This window comes from Pseudomonas sp. D1-1 (assembly GCF_051132225.1).
GTDB lineage: Bacteria > Pseudomonadota > Gammaproteobacteria > Pseudomonadales > Pseudomonadaceae > Aquipseudomonas.
Window position 1 is genome coordinate 5,319,534 of the sequence record NZ_CP071676.1, and the last position, 17,947, is coordinate 5,337,480.

General features: G+C 62.0%; 14 protein-coding genes. 5 read left to right on the top strand and 9 right to left on the bottom strand.

Annotated features, from left to right (window positions below):
* Positions 1-138 precede the first annotated feature (138 nt).
* The 6 genes from J3P86_RS24085 to J3P86_RS24110 form a co-directional block, all read right to left on the bottom strand.
* The gene (locus J3P86_RS24085) at positions 139-963 is read right to left on the bottom strand and encodes an ABC transporter permease (protein ID WP_305498415.1); all 825 of its coding nucleotides are present in this window, start codon (positions 961-963) and stop codon (positions 139-141) included.
* Between the two features lie 12 nt (positions 964-975).
* Complete coding sequence (locus J3P86_RS24090) at positions 976-2,223, bottom strand: ABC transporter permease (protein ID WP_434627724.1); 1,248 nt, start codon at positions 2,221-2,223, stop codon at positions 976-978.
* Between the two features lie 202 nt (positions 2,224-2,425).
* Positions 2,426-3,469: an ABC transporter substrate-binding protein gene (locus J3P86_RS24095; RefSeq protein WP_003206153.1), complete on the bottom strand. Its 1,044-nt coding sequence runs from the start codon at positions 3,467-3,469 to the stop codon at positions 2,426-2,428.
* A 50-nt stretch (positions 3,470-3,519) separates the two neighbouring features.
* A complete protein-coding gene (locus J3P86_RS24100; RefSeq protein WP_305498413.1) occupies positions 3,520-4,644 on the bottom strand; it encodes an ABC transporter ATP-binding protein in 1,125 nt (374 codons plus the stop codon).
* A gap of 345 nt (positions 4,645-4,989) precedes the next feature.
* On the bottom strand, positions 4,990-5,619 hold the full coding sequence (locus J3P86_RS24105) for a response regulator (RefSeq protein WP_047702279.1): 630 nt from the start codon (positions 5,617-5,619) through the stop codon (positions 4,990-4,992).
* A 123-nt stretch (positions 5,620-5,742) separates the two neighbouring features.
* Entirely contained in the window at positions 5,743-8,136 is a 2,394-nt protein-coding gene (locus J3P86_RS24110) for a PAS domain-containing sensor histidine kinase (protein ID WP_434627720.1), read from the bottom strand.
* A 74-nt stretch (positions 8,137-8,210) separates the two neighbouring features.
* On the opposite strand from J3P86_RS24110, the gene J3P86_RS24115 reads away from it, so the two are divergent.
* On the top strand, positions 8,211-9,200 hold the full coding sequence (locus J3P86_RS24115) for an alpha/beta hydrolase family protein (protein WP_434699000.1): 990 nt from the start codon (positions 8,211-8,213) through the stop codon (positions 9,198-9,200).
* Positions 9,201-9,369: 169 nt separating this feature from the next.
* Here the strand turns inward: J3P86_RS24115 and J3P86_RS24120 are convergent, their stop codons facing one another.
* The 3 genes from J3P86_RS24120 to J3P86_RS24130 are packed head-to-tail and all read right to left on the bottom strand — an operon-like array spanning position 9,370 to position 11,832.
* Positions 9,370-10,137 (bottom strand): TerB family tellurite resistance protein, encoded by a 768-nt coding sequence (locus J3P86_RS24120; RefSeq protein ID WP_434699001.1) that lies wholly within the window; start codon positions 10,135-10,137, stop codon positions 9,370-9,372.
* A 1-nt stretch (position 10,138) separates the two neighbouring features.
* Positions 10,139-10,810, bottom strand: a complete 672-nt coding sequence (gene murU / locus J3P86_RS24125; RefSeq protein ID WP_434627712.1) for an N-acetylmuramate alpha-1-phosphate uridylyltransferase MurU — start codon at positions 10,808-10,810, stop codon at positions 10,139-10,141.
* Positions 10,807-11,832 (bottom strand): aminoglycoside phosphotransferase family protein, encoded by a 1,026-nt coding sequence (locus tag J3P86_RS24130; RefSeq protein ID WP_434627709.1) that lies wholly within the window; start codon positions 11,830-11,832, stop codon positions 10,807-10,809. Before J3P86_RS24130 ends, murU begins: the two co-directional genes overlap by 4 nt.
* Before the next feature lie 130 nt (positions 11,833-11,962).
* On the opposite strand from J3P86_RS24130, the gene J3P86_RS24135 reads away from it, so the two are divergent.
* The 4 genes from J3P86_RS24135 to rsmA are packed head-to-tail and all read left to right on the top strand — an operon-like array spanning position 11,963 to position 17,886.
* The gene (locus J3P86_RS24135) at positions 11,963-14,788 is read left to right on the top strand and encodes an LPS-assembly protein LptD (protein ID WP_434699002.1); all 2,826 of its coding nucleotides are present in this window, start codon (positions 11,963-11,965) and stop codon (positions 14,786-14,788) included.
* The gene (surA, locus tag J3P86_RS24140) at positions 14,769-16,085 is read left to right on the top strand and encodes a peptidylprolyl isomerase SurA (RefSeq protein ID WP_305498405.1); all 1,317 of its coding nucleotides are present in this window, start codon (positions 14,769-14,771) and stop codon (positions 16,083-16,085) included. Before J3P86_RS24135 ends, surA begins: the two co-directional genes overlap by 20 nt.
* On the top strand, positions 16,082-17,071 hold the full coding sequence (gene pdxA, locus J3P86_RS24145) for a 4-hydroxythreonine-4-phosphate dehydrogenase PdxA (RefSeq protein ID WP_434699003.1): 990 nt from the start codon (positions 16,082-16,084) through the stop codon (positions 17,069-17,071). Before surA ends, pdxA begins: the two co-directional genes overlap by 4 nt.
* A complete protein-coding gene (rsmA, locus tag J3P86_RS24150; RefSeq protein WP_434627699.1) occupies positions 17,068-17,886 on the top strand; it encodes a 16S rRNA (adenine(1518)-N(6)/adenine(1519)-N(6))-dimethyltransferase RsmA in 819 nt (272 codons plus the stop codon). Before pdxA ends, rsmA begins: the two co-directional genes overlap by 4 nt.
* Positions 17,887-17,947: the final 61 nt, after the last annotated feature.

Sequence of the window (17,947 nt, forward strand, 5' to 3'; positions counted from 1 at the left end):
GTCATTCAGCTTATGAATGCACCGAGGAGCGGATGTGGGAGCGAGCCTGCTCGCGAAAGCGGACCGTCAGTCAACAATTATGTCGACTGGTACACCGCATTCGCGAGCAGGCTCGCTCCCACACTGGTTTTGCAGGCCTCAGACTTGGGTCGTACGCAGCTTCTCGCTACGCCCACGCAGCCATTCCAGCGTCAGCAGCAGGATCACCGAGAAGGCGATCAACAACGTAGCCGCGGCGGCGATGGTCGGGCTCAGGTTCTCGCGAATACCGCTGAACATCTGCCGTGGCAGGGTCGCTTGCTCCGGGCCGGCCAGGAACAGGGTCACCACCACTTCATCAAACGAAGTCGCGAAGGCGAACAACGCACCAGAGATGACGCCCGGCGCGATCAACGGCAAGGTCACGCGACGGAACGCGGTCAATGGCGAAGCCCCGAGGCTGGCAGCAGCGCGGACCAGGTTGTGGTTGAACCCTTGCAAAGTCGCCGAGACGGTGATGATGACGAACGGCACACCGAGCACCGCGTGGACGATGATCAGCGAGAAGAAGCTGTTGCCCATCCCCAATGGCGCGAAAAACAGGTAGCTCGCGACGCCAATGATCACCACCGGCACCACCATGGGCGAAATCACCAGGGCCATCACCAGCGCCTTGCCCGGGAAATCACCACGAGTCAGGCCGATCGCCGCCAGCGTACCGAAGATCATCGCCAACAGCGTTGCCGCCGGGGCCACGATGATGCTGTTCTTCAACGCCCGCATCCACTCGGCCGAAGCGAAGAAATCGTGGTACCACTGCAACGAAAAGCCCTGCAGCGGATAAACCAGGAAGCTGCCCGAGTTGAACGACAACGGAATGATCACCAGCACTGGCAGGATCAGGAACAACAGGATCAGCCCGCAGAGTATGCGCAAGCTGTAGAACCACACCCGCTCGACGGGGGACATGTAAGGACTCAGCATTTCGATCTCCCCTTAGCTCAGGCGCAGGCGACTGGCGCCCACCAGCCAGCTGTAAATCAGATAAAGCACGATGGTCGCCAGCAACAGCAATCCGCCGAGCGCCGTGGCCATGCCCCAGTTGATACTGGTGTTGGTGTAGAACGCGACGAAGTAGCTGACCATCTGGTCGTTCGGGCTGCCCAGCAGTGCCGGGGTGATGTAGTAGCCGATGGCGAGGATGAACACCAACAGGCACCCGGCACCTACGCCGGCGTAGGTCTGCGGGAAATACACCCGCCAGAAACTGGCGAACGGGTGGCAGCCCAGGGAGATCGCCGCCCGCATGTAGGTGGGCGAGATGCCCTTCATCACGCTGTAGATCGGCAGGATCATGAACGGCAGAAGGATGTGGACCATGGAGATGTACACGCCGGTGCGGTTGAACACCAGCTCCAGCGGTTTATCGATGACGCCCATGGCCATCAGCGCGCTGTTGATCAATCCGCCCGACTGCAGTAGCACGATCCACGCCGCCACCCGCACCAGGATCGAGGTCCAGAACGGCAGCAGCACGAGGATCATCAACAGGTTGCTCTGGCGTGACGGCAGGTTCGCCAGCAGGTAAGCCAGTGGATAGGCGAGCACCAGACAGATGGCGGTAATCACCAGGCCCATCCAGAAAGTACGGGTGAAAATATCCAGGTAGATCGCCTGGTCGGGGGTGGCCGGGGCCAGTTCACCGAGATCGTCGATGCGGTGATCGACAGCCGCCAGCAGGTAGTACGGAGTGACATTACTGGTGTTGCGCCGGATCACCTGCCAGTACGCGGGGTCACCCCAGCGTTCGTCGAGGCTCTCCAGTGCTTCTTTATAAGAGACCGGCTCGGTGGCGAACGGCAGCGCGCGAGCAGTCTTGGTCAGCAGGCTGCGGTAGCCGGCCAGTTCCATGTTCAGGCGCTTGGACAAGTCGCCCAGGGTCTGATTCTTGCGGGCTTCGGCCAGATCTTCACTGGCAGCCTTGTACACCGGCTCGCCCGGCAGACCGCGTCCGTCCCAAGCCGCGACGGCAGCGACGGTCCGCGGCATCGCGCCCACCACTTCCGGGTTGCTGACGCTTTTGAACAGCAGCGCCACGATCGGCACCAGAAACACCAGCAACAGAAACAGCACCAGCGGCGCGATCAGGGCCTGGGCCTTCCAGCGGTTGAGCCGCTCGGCGCGCTTGAGTCGCTGCTTGAGGGTGGGGCTGGTGCCCGCGTTCAGTGGAACGGCGATGGCCATGGCGAACTCCGCAAATCTCTTTGATCGTTACAGGGGCGGCGAGCCGCCTCTGTTGTGTTGGAACCCTAGGACCGTGGAGGAACCTGTGGGAGCGAGCTTGCTCGCGATAGCTTCGGCACATTCAGTATTGATGTGACTGACAGACCGCTATCGCGAGCAAGCTCGCTCCCACATGGATCTCATCCAGCGTCAGACCGCCGGGTTACTTCGCCGCCCAGGAGTTGAAGCGCTGCTCCAGTTGCTCGCCGTTGTCAGCCCAGAAGCTGACGTCGATCTGCACCTGGTTGGCGATGTTTTCCGGGGTGGTCGGCATGTCTTTCAGCACATCCTTGGCCAGCAACGGCACGGCCTGGGTATTCGCCGGGCCGTAGGCGATGTTTTCCGAGTAGGTCTTCTGCTGCTGCGGCGCCACCGAGAAGGCGATGAATTTTTTCGCAGCTTCGGCGCGAGTCTTGTCCAGCCCACGCGGGATGGCCCAGGCGTCGAAGTCGTAGATGCCGCCGTTCCACACCACTTTCAGGTTGCTCTCTTTCTGTACCGCGGCGATCCGGCCGTTGTACGCAGAGCTCATGACCACGTCACCGGAAGCAAGGTATTGCGGTGGCTGGGCACCGGCTTCCCACCACTGGATGTTCGGCTTGAGCTCATCGAGCTTCTTGAACGCACGGTCCTGGCCGTCTTTGCCGGCCAGCACCTTGTAGACGTCCTTCGGCGCTACGCCGTCGGCCATCAAGGCGAATTCCAGGGTGTACTTGGCGCCTTTGCGCAGGCCGCGTTTGCCCGGGAATTGCTTGGTGTCCCAGAAGTCCGCCCAACTGGTCGGCGCGGTCTTCAGTTTGTCGGCGTTGTAGGCCAGCACGGTCGACCACACGAAGAAGCCCACGCCGCAAGGCTGAATGGCGCCTTTGACGTAGTCTTCGGCCTTGCCGAACAGGGCCGGATCGAGTTGCTCGAACATGTCTTCGTCGCAGCCACGGGACAATTCCGGCGACTCGACTTCCACCAGGTCCCACGAGACGCTCTTGGTGTCGACCATGGCCTTGACCTTGGCCATTTCGCCGTTGTATTCGCCAGCCACGATCTTGCCGTTGCCAGCCGCTTCCCACGGTGCGTAGAAGGCTTTGACCTGAGCCGCCTTGTTCGCCCCGCCGAAAGACACGACGGTCAGGTCCGGGCCCGCCGCCATCGCGCTTGCCGCACCCATCATGCCCAATGTCAGGGCTGTGAACTTCAGGGATCTCAACATTTATTGTTCTCTCCACGTGCAGGGTTGGTGTTGGTACAGCAGGGGGGCGATCAATTCGCCTCTAGAAGCGGATCGAGCGCGCGTACGTGCTCGACCTGCCAGCCAAGCGGAACCACGTCCCCGACAGCAAGCCCGGGGTCGAGCTCGGCAATCGGTTGTTTCACGAAGAAGTCGTTCTTGCCGCAGACTTCGAGGCGAACCCGGACGTGGTCGCCCAGATAGATGAATTCCGCCACCCTCCCTGAGAAGCGGTTGATACATTGTTCGCTGGCGCCGTTGAGGCTCACCCGCTCCGGGCGGATCGACAAGGTGACGGGTTCGCCGGGCTTGCCGACATTGACCGCCAGGGCCTCGACCTTTTCGCCACGCCCCAGCTCCACCACGCAACGGTCACCGGTGTGACTGTGCAGGCGGCCGTTGAGGCGGTTGTTCTCGCCGATGAAGTTGGCGACGAAGGTGTTCTTCGGCTCCTCATAGAGCGTGCGCGGCGGGGCGATCTGCTGGATCTCGCCCTGGTGGAACACCGCCACGCGGTCGGACATGGTCAGGGCTTCCCCTTGGTCGTGCGTCACGTAGACCACCGTCACGCCCAGGCGCTGGTGCAGGTGTTTGATTTCCATCTGCATGTGTTCGCGCAATTGCTTGTCCAGTGCGCCGAGAGGTTCGTCCATCAGCACCAGTTGCGGCTCGAATACCAGCGCCCGGGCCAGGGCCACACGTTGTTGCTGGCCGCCGGACAACTGCGCCGGATAACGTTGGGCGAAGGTGTCCAGTTGGACCATGCTCAAGACACGCTTGACCCGATCGCCGACGTCGCTTTTGTTCAGGCCGCGGACGGTCAGCGGGAATGCCAGGTTTTCGGCGACGGTCATGTGCGGGAACAAGGCGTAGTTCTGGAACACCATGCCGATATCGCGCTTGTGCGGCGGCACGTTGTTGATGGAGCGCCCGGCCAGCTGGATCTCGCCGGCGGTCGGGGTCTCGAAGCCTGCGAGCATCATCAGGCTGGTGGTCTTGCCGGAGCCGGAAGGCCCGAGCAGGGTCAGGAATTCGCCTTTGCGAATGTCCAGGTTGAGGTCCTTGACGATCAGGTTCTCGCCGTCGTAGCTCTTTTGCACACCACGAAAGCTGACCAGCACATCACTGGCCCCCGCGCTTGAATCCACCTGGCTCATACCCGCACCTTTTGTATTGATGACTGCTTGTGAGTCAAGCCTAGTGGAGCCCGACACCCACGCAAATCGGGCCGCAGGAGAGAATCACCTCAGCCGGATGGAAGGGTCGGGGTAGGGATCGCCCTACAAGGATGGCGGGATTGGACAAGTGCGGCGGCGAGTTTCAAGCGGCAAGCTGCAAGCAGGGGCAAAAGCGCTGTTGGGGTGTGTCGCAAATGGATATGCCGACACCAGAACCTGTGGGAGCGAGCCTGCTCGCGAATACGGTGCGTCAGCCAATATCCATGCTGAATGGTCCGACGCTTTCGCGAGCAGGCTCGCTCCCACCGGGGAATGGCGGGAGGCTTAGAGCAACTTGTGCTCCATCGCGTATTTCACCAGCTCGGCCAACGAGGTGATGTTGAGCTTCTGCATCAGCCGCGCCTTGTGGGTGCTGATGGTCTTGCTGCTCAGGGCGAGTTGCTGGGCGATGTCGTTGACGTTGGCACCTTGGGCCAGGCGTTCGAAAACCGAGAATTCACGCTCCGACAGCAAGGAGTGCAGCGGCCGTGTGTCGGTCAGGCCCACTTCGAAGACCATGCGGTCGGCAAGGTCCGGGTCAATGTAGCGTCCACCCGCCGCGACCTTGCGGATCGCCATGAGCAGCAAAGCGGGATCGCTGTCTTTGGTGGCGTAGCCAGCGGCGCCGACTTTCAAGGCCCGGGCGGCCATTTGCGCCTCGTCATGCATCGACAACACCAGGATGGCCGGCGGGTTGTTCAGCGCACGGATCCGTGGGATTGCCTCAAGGCCGTTGACACCCGGCATGGAAATATCCAGCAGCACCACTTCGCAAGGCACGTGTCGCAGGGTCTCGAGCAGCTGTTCGCCATTGCTCGCCTCCCCTGCCACCACCAGATCCTTGGCCAGGCCGATCAATTGCTTGATCCCTTCGCGCACGATGGTGTGGTCTTCAGCTACCAGTACACGGATCACGGCTCTTCTCCAGATTCAGAATCTCATCGCGAGCAGGCTCGCTCCCACATTGATTGAGGCGTACACAAACCTTGTGGGAGCGAGCCTGCTCGCGATGGCGTCAGCCCAGGCAACAGAAAACCATCAGGCCTCACCCAAAGGCACCCGCACCGACAAGGTTGTCCCCTCCCCCGGCTCACTGTCCAGGGTCAATTGCCCGCCCATGATCAACACGCGCTCACGCATGCCGACCAGGCCAAAGGACGTTGGCCGGCCCGTATCGGCAATAAATCCTACACCGTCGTCGCTGACCGTCAGACATAAATCAGCGCCTTGTTGAGCCAACGTCAACTCCACAGTATGCGCCTGGGCATGGCGCATCACATTGGTCAGTGCTTCCTGGAGAATCCGGAACAGGCCGATGGCCTTGGCGTCGCTCAACGCCGGCAGGTTGTCCGGCACCTGCACCAGGCACGGAATCTGTGTGCGCGCCTCGAAACGGCGGGCCTGCCATTCGATGGCCGAGGCAATACCGGCATCGAGGATTGGCGGGCGCAACGCCGTCGCCACGTCCCGCACCAATTGGAACAACTGGGCAATCAGGCGCTTCATGCTGTTGAGCCGTTCTTGCAGGCCCGGGTCAAGTTGCGCGTAGGCCAGTTCGCACATGGACGTCTCCAGCTTCAGCACCGTCAGCATCTGACCCAGCTCATCGTGGACTTCCCGGGCAATGCGCGCCTTCTCTTCTTCCCGTACGCTTTCCAGGTGCGCCGACAGCTCACGCAACTGCTCCCGGGAACTGGCCAATTCCAGCTCGACACGTTTGCTTTCGGTGATATCCCAGACAATGCCGTCCCAGACATAGGCGCCATCTTCGAGCCGACGCGTGATCGCCTTGATCTCGGCCCAGCGCTCCTGGCCTTCGCGAGTCAGGATACGGCCTTGCCAAGACCAATCGCTGTCACTGTCCAGCGCCTGGTCCTGGGTGCGGTGGTAATCGGCCTTGTCCTGCGGGTGCACCAGGCTGCGCAGCCCGGTATCACTGCGGGCCAGTACCGCCGGGGCGTAGCCCACCAGGCTTTCGCTGCCTTCGCTGATATAGGCAAAGTCGATCTGGCCGGTCACCGGTGCCCGCTCCAGGCGAAAGACCAGGCCCGGCACATTGGCGGCGATGCCCTGCAGCCGCGCTTCGCTTTCACGCAGGGCTGCCAGCGCGCGGCGACGCTCGGTCACATCATTGAGGTAGACCACCAGGTATTCCGCGTCACGAAAACGCAGGAAACTCAGGGAAACGTCCGCCGGCAGGATACTGCCATCGGCCCGCACGCATTCGGTTTCGAAACTCTGCGGCCCATCTTCGCTGGCACGGGCGCGCTTCCACAGGTTGAGCCAACGGTCCATGTGCAGGCCCGGTTCGAAGTCGATCAGCGGCCGATCGATGATCGCGCCTGGCGCATAACCCAGCATGGTTTCGGCGGCGCGGTTGGCGTAGCGCACATGGCTGTCCCAATTCACCCAGAGGATCCCGACCGTGCTTTGATCGATGGAAAATTGCGTCAGGCGCAAGGCTTCTTCACTGGCGGCGCGCTGGGCGATGTCCTCGCGCGCCGAGCGCAGGCGACGTTCCAGCCCGCGTTGCTGGCGGCGCTGCCAGAACACGATGGAGACACTGCACAGCAACAAGGCGAGCATCAGCAGGGTCAGGTTCTGCCAGAAGCCAGGCGTCTCGGTCAGGCGTGGGTATTTGGGCTTGATCCAACGGTTGTGCAGTTGCTCCAGCTCCTTGGCGGGAATCGCCTGCAAGCCCTTGTCGACGATTTCGGCCAACTGCGGCCAGTCCCGGCGCGTGGCGACCCTGAGCAGTTGCGGCAGGCCGATATCACCCACCACCACCAATCCGGAAAATTCCGGCTCGACCATCAGGCGACCCAACTGTGCCTCGTCGATCACCGCGTACCGTGCCTGTTGGCTCAAAAGCAGTTGCAGGGCCTGGCGTTCCATCGGCACGCCTTGCAGGTTCAGCATGGGGTAGTTGCTGCGCAAGTAATCGGCCGTGGCGCTGGGCATGCGCACGACAACCCGGGCCTGGGGGTCGAGCTTCTCCAACTCCACGCCTTCGGCGCCCTTCTGCTCGCCCACGATCAACTGCGGCACACGCATGTAAGGGTCGGAAAACTGCCAGAGCCGCAGGCCGGCCGGGGTCTGGGTCAAGCCCGGCGCGACATCCACTTCGCCGTTGCGCACCGCGGCTTCCAGTTGCGCCACATCCTGGAAGTTGCGCCAGGTCAGCTCGACGTTCAATGCCTTGCCCAGCCATTGCATCAGTTCGACGTGGGTGCCGGACAGACGCTGCAAGCGCCGGTCGTATTGTGCGTAGGGCGCCTGCAACACCAGGCCGACGCGCAACTGCGGATGCTCCGCCAACCATTGGCGCTGGCCCGCGCTCAACTGCACCGCCTGCGCCTGTGGCGCGGGTGCAGCCCACGCCATCAAGGGAAGCCATAGACAGCCGATAACCCACAGGCAAACACGCATCATCGAAATCTCACGCACTGACAAATACTGACCAACCCATTAGGCTGCCGGAAATACTTCTGGTCATGGAATATCCGATGTCCTTTGTTAACCGCCTGACACTGCCTGCATTGTGCCTGTCGCTGATCCTGCCGAGTGCATTTTCTGTACAGGCCGGTGAAACGACGCCCGCCGCGGGCGATCAACCCGCCGAGGCGAAACCGGCCGAGCGCCAGCCTTTGCTCGAGCGTAGCCAGGAAGAAGCGGCGGCGCTCGCACGAAAAGTCCCAGCCCAGGAACAACAACAGCTGCAAACCGGCAGCGATGCTTTCCTTGCCCTCTGGAAGCCGGCCAACACCAGCGAGCCCAAGGGCGTGGTCATCATCGTCCCTGGCGCCGGCGAAACGGCTGACTGGCCGCAGGTCATCAGCCCGCTGCGCAAAAAACTGCCGGATGCCGAATGGAGCAGCCTGAGTATTACGCTGCCGGACATGCAGAGCGACGTTATCGCACCCCGCGCGGCGGAAACACCGCCGGAGACCAAGCCGGCCGACATCGCTGCGGCAGCCCCCGACGCAACCACCGCGGCCCCGATCGAGCAGGTCGCCGGCGGCGAGGCCGACGCGGCTGAGCCGGCCTCCGCCGAAACCGGCGAAGAATCCGACAAGGCCGACGCCGAACGGATTTTCGCCCGTATCGACGCGGCATTGGCCTACGCCGAGCAACAGAGCGCCCGCAGTATCGTCTTGCTGGGCCACGGCACCGGCGCCTATTGGGCGGCGCGCTATCTTGGCGAAAGACAACCCACGCAAATCCAGCGCTTCGTGATGGTCGCGGCCCAGACACCCGTCACCGCCAAGCCCGGCCTCGCCGAGCTGACACCGAACCTGAAGCTGGCAACGGCAGACATCTTTTATATGGACAAACCGACGGACCGCAACGCGGCCCTGGAGCGCCTGCAAGCCAGCAAACGACTGAAAGGGTCGAGCTTCAGCCAGGTTTCCCTCAAGGCACTGCCCAACGCAACGGCGCAGCAGGAACAGCTGTTTCGACGGGTTCGGGGGTGGTTGAGTCCGCAGACAGACTGATACCTCAAGTGAACCAGTACTGTGGCGAGGGGATTTATCCCCGCTGGGCTGCGCAGCAGCCCCACAACTTGTCGACGCCAGGGCCAGCCATGCCCCGAGATTGTTTTTGGGAGCGCTTCGCACTCCAGCGGGGATAAATCCCCTCGCCACGGCAGCTGCATCAACGGAGCTAGCGAAAATCCCTGCGCTCGCGAATCAAGCGATAGGCGTTGTGCAGCTCGCGGGTCTTGTCGGTTGCTTCGCGTACCTGCAAGGCTGTCGCCCCGCTGCCGGCGATCTTGTCCGGGTGATGACGACTGATCAGGCGGCGGTAAGCGCGCTTGATTTGCGACGGTTCGCTGCTGGCCGAAACCCCTAACAGCCGCAACGCCTCCTGATACGTCAAGCCACTGCTGGGCAACCCCGGTTTCTGCGGCTCGTAGTCCATCGCCAACGCCTGGACCTGCTGCGGCGTCCAACCCAGCCACTTGCCCCACTGGGCGAGCAACTCACGTTCGGCTACACCGGCACGGCCGTCGGCCCAGACCATCCGCCAGCAGGCCCGAAGCACGCCTTCAGCCGCATGCGGCTGGGCACTCAGGCGACGCAGATAACCACGCAGCCGATCGTTTCCCGATTTGCCCCGATTAAAGGCCGCGATAGCCCGACGTTGCGCCGGTTCGCTCAGGTCCAGAGCGCGCATTTCCAGACGCGCCTGCTGGATGTGACCATCGACCACGCGCCCGTCGATCTTCGCCAGGCGACCGAGCAAGACGAACAACAGTTCATCGTTGCGCAACGCCGGGCGCCCGCCCAGGCGCTCGCGCACCTGGGCCCAGCCGTGCAGATTCAGACGCCGGTCCAGCGCCTGCCCCAACAATGCGCCGAGCATGGCCCCCGGGATGCTGGCAATGGCAAAGCCCGCCCCCGCTCCAATCAGAGTCCCTGGCCACCACATATCAACAGCTCGCTTCTATCAGTTTTTCGACTTGCGACAAACGTTCGTGAGTACCCACATCGACCCAGCGTCCTTCCAGGCGCGAACCGCTGACCTGCCCTGCGGCCATGGCGCGGCGAAACAGCGGGGCCAGCTTGAATGCGCCATCGGCGCAGCCGGCAAACAGCTGTGGATCCAGCACGGCGATGCCGCTGTATGTCAGCTTATCGGCACCAGGCCCGCCGTCATTAACCTGGCCGCCAGCCAGCATGAAATCACCCTCGGGGTGATGCTCCGGATTGTCCACCAGCACCAGGTGCGCCAACCCCTGGATCGGCTGGCGCAGGGCGCTGAAATCGTAATCGGTCCAGATATCGCCGTTGACCACCAGAAACGCATCGTTACCCAGCAGCGGCAGCGCGCGGAAAATTCCGCCGCCGGTTTCCAGCGGCTCACCCTCCGGCGAATAGCGGATCTGCACGCCAAACCGCGAACCGTCGCCTAGGTGATCTTCGATCTGCTGGCCGAGCCAGGCATGGTTGATCACGATTTCGGTGAACCCGGCCGTGGCCAATGCCCGCAGGTGGTACTCGATCAACGGGATGCCGCCGACGCGAATCAACGGCTTGGGGGTAGTGAGGGTCAGGGGCCGCATGCGCTCGCCTTTGCCCGCCGCCAGGATCATCGCCTTCATGCGCTCGCTCCATCCGCTTGGCGCAGGCTGCGGAGCAACTCGTCCAACGGTGCCAGTTCCGGACGACGGGCAATGACCGCTTCTATATAGGCGAAGAAACGCGGCACGTCAGCCAGGTAACGCGGCTTGCCATCGCGGTGGCAAATGCGCGCGAAGATGCCGATCACCTTGAGATGGCGTTGCACGCCCATCAGGTCGCTGGCACGCAGGAAATCCTCGAAATCCGGCTGGACCGGAATGCCGAGCGTGCCGGCCTGCCGCCAATAATCTTCCAGCCAGCCGCGCACGCGTTCTTCCGGCCAACTGAGGAAGGCGTCCTTGAACAGGCACGTCACATCGTAGGTCACCGGGCCATAGACCGCGTCCTGGAAATCCAGTACGCCTGGGTTGGGTTCGCTGAGCATCAGGTTGCGCGGCATGTAGTCGCGGTGCACCAGTACTTTCGGCTGGGCCAGGGCACTGTTGATCAGCAGGTCGGATGCCTGCTGCCACAGTTGCTGCTGGGCCGTATCGAACTCGATTCCCAGCTCACGCTTGACGTACCACTCGGGGAACAACTCCAACTCGCGGCGCAATAACGCGACGTCGTAGCTGGGCAGCGGCGCGACCATCGGCAACTGCTGAAAAGCCAACAAGGCTTGCAGGGCATCGCCGAACAGATCGTCGGCATTTTCGCCGTTGATCACGTCCAGATAGGTCTGGTTGCCCAGGTCATTGAGCAAAAGAAACCCGCGTTCGAGGTCTTCGGCATAAATTTTCGGCACGTTGATCCCGGATTTCGCCAGCAAAAAAGCAATATCCACGAACGGTTTGCAGTTTTCCTGGGGCGGTGGCGCGTCCATCACGATCAGGCTGCGGCCCTCACCCTGCCAGCGGAAGTACCGCCGGAAACTCGCGTCACTGCTGGCCGCAGTCAACGTGGCCGGGGGTACGGCGCCCCAGCCTTGTTGGGTGAAGAGGATTGGTAGCTGCTCATCGAGCCAAACTTTCAGGTGTTGCAAGCGTACATCTTGGTCAGGCATTGCAAGGGTCTCCGACGGCGCTAGCCGTCAAGCGGGTCATGCTTTATTATCCAGCATCTTTTTCAGACCATCGAGAGGCGTGCGGCCCACACCGCGGGCAGATGGCACGCAGGAAGCCCGGACTAATAAGATGGCATTGAAATCCCCCGCGTTTCGTAAAAAATTTCCGTTGCTGGTCACCGGCAGTCTGCTGGCTCTGCAACCCCTGGCCTCTTCATTCGTCGTCGCGGCGCAGCAGTATGACTGTTCCGTCTCCGCTTCGGGTGCCTGGGACTGTTCACCCAAAGCGCCGGCCGCTGCATTGCCGCCGCGCCCGGTGCATGAAGGCAGTGCGGTTGCCGACAGCGGCAGCGCTCCGGCCGACAGCGATTCGGGCGAGGTAGCCGGCGATAAGCCGATGCTCGTTACCGAATCCAAGGGCCGCGGCCTGAAGTCGCGCAGTGCAGACTACAGTCACCTGGACTGGGTTCCGCGCGAGAACCTCACGCCTGCGCAACTGGCTGAAACCGGCCCGTACTGCGCGGGCGCGTACATCGAGCCGTCTCGCCCAGGCATGAACGACAAGACCGCCAAGAGTGACGCTCCGACGTTCCTCGGCGCCAAGGCTTCACGCTACGAGCAGGAACAGCAAGTGGCGACCCTGGCCGGTGACGTGGTCATGCGTCAGGGCAGCATGCAGGTCGAGGCCGACGAGGCCAGCCTGTACCAGGCCGAGAACCGCGGCGAGCTGAGCGGCAACGTGCGAGTTCGCGACAACGGTGCGCTGATTGTCGGCGACCACGCCGATGTGCAGCTGGACACCGGTGAAGCCAAGGTCGACAACGCCGAATACGTGATGCACAAATCGCGCATCCGCGGTAACGCGCTGTACGCCAAGCGCGCCGAGAACGCGATCATCCGCCTCAAGGACGGTACGTACACCACGTGCGAGCCGGGCAGCAACGCCTGGACGCTCAAGGGCAACAACATCACCCTGAACCCGGCCACCGGATTCGGCACCGCTACCAACGTGACGCTGCGGGTCAAGGACTTTCCGGTCCTGTATACGCCGTACATCTACTTCCCGATCGACGACCGTCGCCAGTCCGGCTTCCTGCCACCGACCATCGGCAGCGGCAGCGACACCGGCTTCCTGCTGGTCACTCCGTACTACTTCAACCTGGCGCCTAACTACGACGCCACGTTGTACCCACGCTACATGAGCAAGCGCGGCCTGTTGATGGAAGGCGAATTCCGCTACCTGACCAAGTCCAGCGAAGGCCAGTTCGGCGCGGCGTACCTCAACGACGAAGAAGACGAGCGCGCCAGGCAGACCGACTACAGCAAGACCCGCTACATGTACAACTGGCAGCACAAGGGCGGGCTGGATTCACGTGTACTGACAGAAGTCGACTACACGAAGATCAGCGATCCGTATTACTTCCAGGATCTGCAGACCGATCAGATCGGCGTGGAATCCAGGAACTTCGTGAACCAGCAGGGTGCGGTCAGCTACCGGGGCGATACCTACACCGCTCGGCTGAACGTCCAGGCGTTCCAGATGGCCACGATTTCCAACATCACGCCTTATGACCGCTTGCCGCAAATCACCTTCAACGGTTTTCTGCCACAGCATCCGTATGGTCTGGATTTCGCCTATAACACTGAGTTCGTGCGGTTTGATAGGGACTTGAGGACTGGGAACTATCTAGACGAAAATGGCGGTCCCGTTGATCCTGTTACCGGGATCGTCGGCACGCCGTTCCTCGATACCAACGTCAGAGGCCTGGCCCGTGCTACTGGCGACCGGATGAACCTGGCCCCCGTTGTCAGCCTGCCGATGAATGCAAGCTACGGCTTCATCAAGCCGTCGCTCAAGTACCAGTACACCCAATACGATCTTGACCTGGATAGCCAGGGCAAGCAGGATATCGCCGACCAGAACGCTGAAGGTGATCGCCTGAACGGCACCTACGGCAGCAGCCAGAACCGTGGCGTCCCTATCGCCAGCATCGACAGCGGCCTGTACTTCGACCGTGATACCCAATGGTTCGGCAAGAATTATCGCCAGACGCTGGAGCCGCGCCTGTTCTATCTCTACGTACCGGAGAAAGATCAGAGCGATATCCCGGTCTTCGACACCAGCGAAAGCACCTTCAACTACGCCTCGCTGTTCCGGGACAATCGCTTCTCCGGTTCCGACCGTGTCGGCGACGAGAACAAGCTGTCGCTGGGCGTGACCAATCGCTGGATCCAGGAAGATGGCTTCGAACGTCAGCGCATCAGCGTCGGCCAGGCCTTCTATTTCAAGGACCGCGAAGTCCAACTGCCGGGTATTGACTTCAGGACTCGCGAAGACGCCCATTCAAGCGTTTCGCCTTACGCGCTGGAATACGAATACCGCTGGAACCGCGACTGGCGCACCACCGCCGACTACAACTGGGATCCGGACAGCCACAGCCCGCGTTCGGGCAGTGCGATGTTCCACTACCAGCCTGAAGACAATCCGAACAAGGTCATCAACGCCGGTTATCGCTATCGCAACGACCTGGTCCGTTACGACGAAACCACCGGTCGCTGGCAAGTGGGTGGAGGCGACTACGGTACGCCGGGCACTCCTGGCTACGTGAAGGACTATTACAAGATCAAACAGCACGACTTCTCGGTCATCTGGCCGATCGTGCCGCAGTGGAACGTGATCAGCCGCTGGCAGTATGACTACAACCGCAACCGTACCCTGGAAGCCTTCGGTGGTTTCGAATACGACAACTGCTGCTGGAAACTGCGCCTGATCAACCGTTACTGGGTCGACTATGAAGAATTCAGTCAAGCCGCCCCGGAAAACGAAAAAGGCGACCACGGCGTCTTCCTCCAAATTGTTCTGAAGGGACTCGGCGGCCTCACCGGCGCCAAGGTAGAGAGCTTCCTCGACAAAGGCATTCAAGGTTATCGTGAACGTGAAGACCAAGCTTTCTGATTGTCTGCGCCCGCTGATGCTGGGCGCGCTGTTCCTGGGTACCGCGGCGAACGCCGCGGTACAGTCCATCGACAAGGTCGTGGCCATCGTCGACAACGACGTGGTCATGCAGAGCCAGTTGGACCAGCGGGTCCATGAAGTTCAGCAAACCATCGCCAAGCGTGGCGGTGGCTTGCCGCCACCGGGTGTGCTGGACCAACAGGTGCTGGAGCGCCTGATCGTCGAGAACCTGCAGTTGCAGATTGGCGAGCGTTCCGGCATCCGCATCACCGATGAAGAACTGAACCAGGCCGTCGGCACCATTGCCCAGCGCAATAACATGACTGTCGACCAGTTCCGCGCTGCCCTGGCGCGCGATGGCCTGTCGTTTGACGACGCCCGCGACCAGATCCGTCGCGAGATGGTCATCAGCCGTGTGCGTCAGCGCCGCGTCGCCGAACGCATCCAGGTTTCCGAGCAGGAAGTGAAGAACTTCCTCGCCTCCGACTTGGGCAAGATGCAGCTTTCGGAAGAACTGCACCTGGCAAACATCCTGATTCCTACGCCGGAAAGCGCCAATTCGGAAGCGATCCAGAGCGCTTATCGCCAGGCAATGGACATTTACCAGCAGCTCAAGCAAGGCGCTGACTTCAGCCAGATGGCGGTAGCCCGTTCGGCCAGTGAAAACGCTCTGGAAGGCGGTGACATGGGCTGGCGCAAGGCCGCCCAGCTGCCGCCTCCGTTCGATCGCGAGCTGAGCACCATGGCCGTGGGCGACATCACCCAGCCAGCCCGCACGCCTGGCGGCTTCATTATCCTGAAGCTGCTGGAAAAACGTGGTGGCGGTACCCAGGTGCGTGACGAAGTACATGTTCGTCATATCCTGATCAAGCCAAGCGAGATCCGCAGCGAAGCCGAGACCAAGCGTCTGGCCGAGAAACTGTACGAACGCATCACCTCCGGCGAAGACTTCGCCGAGCTGGCGAAGAGCTTCTCGGAAGACCCGGGCTCGGCCCTGAACGGCGGCGACCTGAACTGGGTCGACCCGAACGCGCTGGTTCCCGAGTTCCGCCAGGTCATGGCCGAAACACCGCAAGGCCAACTGTCCAAGCCGTTCAAGAGCCCTTATGGCTGGCATGTCCTGGAAGTCCTTGGCCGTCGCGCCACCGACAGCACCACCCAGGCGCGCGAACAACAGGCGTTGACGGTATTGCGTAACCGCAAGTACGACGAAGAGCTGCAAACCTGGCTGCGCCAGATTCGCGACGAAGCCTACGTCGAGATCAAACTCCCTGGTGCAGACCAGGCAGCGCAGTGAAACCCAAGCGTTTCGCGCTGACTCCCGGCGAGCCTGCCGGCATCGGTCCCGACCTGTGCCTGCTGCTCGCCTCGCAAGTCCAACCACACCCTCTGATCGCCATCACCAACCACGACCTGCTCCTTGAGCGGGCCGCGCAGTTGGGGGTGGCCGTCGACCTGTTGCCAGTGACGCCGGACGCTTGGCCGGATTTCCCCGCTCCCGCCGGTAGCCTGTATGTATGGGATACGCCGCTGGGCGCACCTGTCACCGCAGGCCAGCTGGACAAGGCCAACGCAGCATTCGTGCTGCAGACCCTGACCCGCGCCGGCCAAGGCTGCCTGGATGGGGCTTTCGCCGGCATGATCACGGCGCCGGTACACAAGGGTGTGATCAATGAATCCGGCATTCATTTTTCCGGACACACCGAATTCCTGGCCGACCTGACCCATACCGCGCAAGTGGTGATGATGCTCGCCACCCGTGGCCTTCGCGTGGCTCTGGTCACCACTCACCTGCCCCTGCGAGACATCGCCGACGCCATTACCCCGGAACGCCTCGAACGCGTTACGCGGATATTGCACGCCGACCTCCAGGAAAAATTCGGCATCGCCCGGCCCCGCATCCTGGTGTGCGGGCTGAATCCGCATGCCGGCGAAGGCGGGCATCTGGGCCATGAAGAAATCGACATCATCGAACCCACACTGGAGCGCTTGCGCAGCGAGGGCATGGACCTGCGTGGCCCGCTGCCTGCCGACACTCTGTTTACCCCCAAATATCTGGAGCACTGCGATGCGGTGCTGGCGATGTACCACGACCAGGGCCTGCCCGTGCTGAAATACAAAGGTTTCGGTGCGGCGGTCAACGTGACCCTGGGCCTGCCGATCATCCGCACATCCGTGGATCACGGCACCGCCCTGGATTTGGCCGGCAGCGGCAGGATCGACACCGGGAGCCTGCAAGTCGCGCTGGAAACCGCCTACCAGATGGCCGAGACCCATTTATGACCGAGCAATACCAACACCGCGCGCGCAAGCGCTTCGGCCAGAACTTCCTGCATGACGCCGGCGTTATCGACCGCATCCTGCGCTCCATCAATGCCAAGCCCGATGACCGTATGCTCGAGATCGGGCCGGGCCAGGGCGCACTGACCGAAGGGTTGCTTGGCAGCGGCGCGCAACTGGACGTGGTGGAGCTGGACAAGGACCTGGTACCGATTCTCAACCAGCAGTTCGCCGGTAAGAGCAATTTCAACCTGCATCAGGGCGATGCGCTGAAATTCGACTTCAACAGCCTGAATGCCGCACCGGGCAGCCTTCGAGTCGTGGGCAACCTGCCGTACAACATCTCGACGCCGCTGATTTTTCACCTGCTGAACAATGCCGGCCTGATCCGCGACATGCACTTCATGCTGCAGAAAGAAGTGGTCGAGCGTCTCGCCGCCGGGCCTGGCGGAGGTGACTGGGGTCGTTTGTCGATCATGGTCCAGTATCATTGCCGGGTTGATCACCTGTTCAACGTAGGCCCCGGTGCGTTCAACCCGCCGCCGAAAGTCGACTCCGCCATCGTCCGGCTTGTGCCTCATGCGGTCCTGCCGCATCCCGCCAAGGACCATCGCCTGCTGGAGCGTCTGGTACGCGAAGCGTTCAACCAGCGCCGTAAAACCCTGCGCAACACCCTGAAACTGTTGCTCAGCAGTGCCGAAATCGAAGCCGCCGGCGTCGATGGCAGCCTGCGTCCGGAGCAACTGGACCTCGCAGCCTTCGTCCGCCTGGCCGACAAGCTCAGCGAACAGGTCGCGCCAGATACCGACGCCATCTGACGTTCAATGGTCGCTATCGGGCAGTACGCCAGTCTGGTCTACTACCCGATACTTGGCCTAG

Excerpts from the sequence above, each read along its gene's own strand:
- J3P86_RS24085 (WP_305498415.1), bottom strand. The coding sequence starts at position 963 with ATGCTGAGTCCTTACATGTCCCCCGTCGAGCGGGTGTGGTTCTACAGC.
- J3P86_RS24090 (WP_434627724.1), bottom strand. The coding sequence starts at position 2,223 with ATGGCCATCGCCGTTCCACTGAACGCGGGCACCAGCCCCACCCTCAAG.
- J3P86_RS24095 (WP_003206153.1), bottom strand. The coding sequence starts at position 3,469 with ATGTTGAGATCCCTGAAGTTCACAGCCCTGACATTGGGCATGATGGGT.
- J3P86_RS24100 (WP_305498413.1), bottom strand. The coding sequence starts at position 4,644 with ATGAGCCAGGTGGATTCAAGCGCGGGGGCCAGTGATGTGCTGGTCAGC.
- J3P86_RS24110 (WP_434627720.1), bottom strand. The coding sequence starts at position 8,136 with ATGATGCGTGTTTGCCTGTGGGTTATCGGCTGTCTATGGCTTCCCTTG.
- J3P86_RS24115 (WP_434699000.1), top strand. The coding sequence starts at position 8,211 with ATGTCCTTTGTTAACCGCCTGACACTGCCTGCATTGTGCCTGTCGCTG.
- J3P86_RS24120 (WP_434699001.1), bottom strand. The coding sequence starts at position 10,137 with ATGTGGTGGCCAGGGACTCTGATTGGAGCGGGGGCGGGCTTTGCCATT.
- murU (WP_434627712.1), bottom strand. The coding sequence starts at position 10,810 with ATGAAGGCGATGATCCTGGCGGCGGGCAAAGGCGAGCGCATGCGGCCC.
- J3P86_RS24130 (WP_434627709.1), bottom strand. The coding sequence starts at position 11,832 with ATGCCTGACCAAGATGTACGCTTGCAACACCTGAAAGTTTGGCTCGAT.
- J3P86_RS24135 (WP_434699002.1), top strand. The coding sequence starts at position 11,963 with ATGGCATTGAAATCCCCCGCGTTTCGTAAAAAATTTCCGTTGCTGGTC.
- rsmA (WP_434627699.1), top strand. The coding sequence starts at position 17,068 with ATGACCGAGCAATACCAACACCGCGCGCGCAAGCGCTTCGGCCAGAAC.